Annotated in this window: 3 protein-coding genes; all 3 read right to left on the bottom strand. The window is 50.1% G+C overall.

Annotated elements, in window-relative coordinates; genetic code table 11:
- Positions 1-62: 62 nt before the first annotated feature.
- The gene (locus tag ACYVG7_RS04275) at positions 63-275 is read right to left on the bottom strand and encodes a hypothetical protein (protein ID WP_460881995.1); all 213 of its coding nucleotides are present in this window, start codon (positions 273-275) and stop codon (positions 63-65) included.
- A 5-nt stretch (positions 276-280) separates the two neighbouring features.
- Positions 281-721 (bottom strand): hypothetical protein, encoded by a 441-nt coding sequence (locus ACYVG7_RS04270; RefSeq protein ID WP_460881994.1) that lies wholly within the window; start codon positions 719-721, stop codon positions 281-283.
- 4 nt (positions 722-725) lie between these two features.
- Positions 726-1,134, bottom strand: a 409-nt coding sequence (locus ACYVG7_RS04265; protein ID WP_460881993.1) for an IS30 family transposase, incomplete at its 5' end; no start/stop codon positions are given.

Raw genomic sequence — 1,134 nt, 5'->3', positions numbered from 1 at the left:
TTTTGGCGATTAAATCAGATCACAAACGAAGCCTTTTTTCTATCTATTTCAATTGGTTGTAGCTAAAGATCCTGTACATGAAGAAATGATACCCATAGCTGTTTTCCCAAACAGATAACCGCACCTGGTTTTTCCGCCATGGATAGAAAATCAACAAGCTGTAATTCACCGCTGGGATGATTCAACTGGATTTTGGCAATGCCACGGCCATGATGCTGCTCATTGCCATAACAGACCACAAACAGGATCTCATCTATATGATTAGCGCCGAACATAGGATTTATTTCACTCCATCCTGCGGCCTGTTTTCATCACCGGCAAATATAATGTTGGCGGAGTGACGAGCCTGTTCCAGCACCGAGGAGACAGTGTGTGCTATATCCAGCCAGGCATAACAGCGAGCATAATCCCGCGCCATATAACAATCCCGGAAGTCCTGAAATTCGTACTCCATATGATTGGGGATCGAAGGTTGATGATGGTATTGCTGGCCATTATTCAACACCACCTCGGCTTGGCCGCAGATATTGGGTGTATCCATGATGCGGGCATAACCGAGGCTGCCTTGCACCGTGAAATGCCCTGGGCTGGCCGAGTCTTTGGCGCCACTGCAAACGGCTATAAAATCAGCGTATTGCAGCAACAAGATCCCCGAGGTATCGATGCCATTGGCTCCTCGATTACAACGATAATGCGCGAATTCAACTCTGAAGTGCGACACCCGCCTACGCAGCTCGGAAGTATTCCTCGAACACCTTGCCGGGCTGCCTAAATCCGAGACATTTTCGTGGGCGTAGATTCAACGCTCTTTGCGCCTGTTCTATCTCCTCGTCCGTGACTGTTCTCAAATCCGTTCCCTTCGGGATGTACTGTCGCAGCAATCCGTTGAAGTTTTCGTTCAGGCCTCGCTCCCACGACGAATAGGGATGTGCAAAATAGGTCTTCGCCTCTAGCGCCGCTTCTATTGCCTTGTGCCCGGCAAACTCGCCGCCGTTGTCAAAGGTGATGGTGTGGACGTGCTTGGCATACGGCCTCAGCATCTCGATAATCGCATCCCGGACCTCATCGGCCTGCTTGCTTCGAACTCGTTTCACCAGATAATGACGGCTCTTACGCTCTGCCAACGTCACCAGT

Source organism: Pseudaeromonas pectinilytica (genome assembly GCF_054780855.1).
This window is presented reverse-complemented; position numbering and strand designations above follow the sequence as displayed.